Genomic DNA, 1,118 nt, shown 5'->3' with positions numbered 1-1,118 from the left:
AAGGAGATTTTTGTATCGGGGTGAGCTCTGGCGACGTTGAGGGCGAGTCGTCTGAGCACGGCAAGGTTGGCCGGACCGTTGTCCTTGCGATTGCGTGCCAGATCCTCGTCGAGGATGACATCGAGCGGCCAGTGCAGGCCGTTTTCGATGGTCCAATGGGTGCGAACAATGCGCAAAACCTGCGTTCGACTGTAGTTTTGGCTCATCAGGAAGTAGCGTTCGACGGTTTTGTCGTTCCCCCGCTTGCTCCTGATCCGCGCGACTGCCTTGAGGCCAGGAAAGTTATGCTTTTGGGCCATGTCTTTGACGGGCACGACAAGCGCGCTGCGCTTTTCTTTTCGCCCATGGTCTGCATCCGTGGTGGCGACCGGCTTCTGACCCTTGCGCGTGGCTGCGGCAATCGCTGCCTTGGCGTCAGCCAACAGCGCGGGCTGATTCTCCTTCACAGCCAGCACGTAATCGCCGCCCCGCGTCACGATCTTTTCGGCCATGCCGCGGTGGCAATGCAGTGCATCCGCCGTCACTACGCAGCCTTTGAGTTGCAAGAGTTCGAGGAGTTGCAAAGCGCCGAGGGCTTCGTTGTTGTTTGGCGCCAGAACATTGGCCAACGCCATACGCGTCTGCGCCGCCCAGGCCGTCACCATGACCGGCGGCATGTGGCTTTTGCCGCTCTCGTAGCCACGCCGCAGCGCCTTGCCGTCTAACGCGATCACGCCTTGTGGCTGTGCAATCTTCGCACCTTGAGCGAAAGCCTCCATAAAGCGTCGGAATGCCGCTTCGAACGCTTTTGGATCGAGCATGCGGAACACACGGCTGAACGTATCATGGCTCGGCAATCCATGCTTAAGCACCAGCACGTCCTGCCAAAGGTAAGCCTTCAGCCGCGCAAACAGCGCCATGTCGGTGCAACTTGTCGCTCCGCACAACGTAGCCATCAGGGCGATGAACAAAAGCTCCGTCAGGTCGTGCAGCGCATTGTCCGCACGCGGGTCGGGCAGCTCTTCGAAGCACTCCGAAAATCGATCCATCGGTCGCTCCTTCCAACTCCAGGAGTCACCTTCAGAATCGATTTCTCTCCAAATCGCAATGCCTTAGGATTACATGCGATTCCCCTGCCC

The 1,118-nt window shown here is 58.9% G+C and carries 1 protein-coding gene; it reads right to left on the bottom strand.

The annotated features are described in order from the left end of the window. Nucleotides 1-1,028, bottom strand: a 1,028-nt coding sequence (locus tag ACM43_RS09635; protein WP_271539856.1) for an ISAs1 family transposase, incomplete at its 3' end; no start/stop codon positions are given. Nucleotides 1,029-1,118 lie beyond the last annotated feature (90 nt).

The sequence above is a fragment of the Bradyrhizobium sp. CCBAU 45321 genome, from assembly GCF_028128975.1.
Lineage (GTDB): Bacteria > Pseudomonadota > Alphaproteobacteria > Rhizobiales > Xanthobacteraceae > Bradyrhizobium > Bradyrhizobium yuanmingense.
The sequence above is the reverse complement of the archived record's forward strand: the minus strand, read 5'-3'. Positions and strand labels throughout refer to the sequence as shown.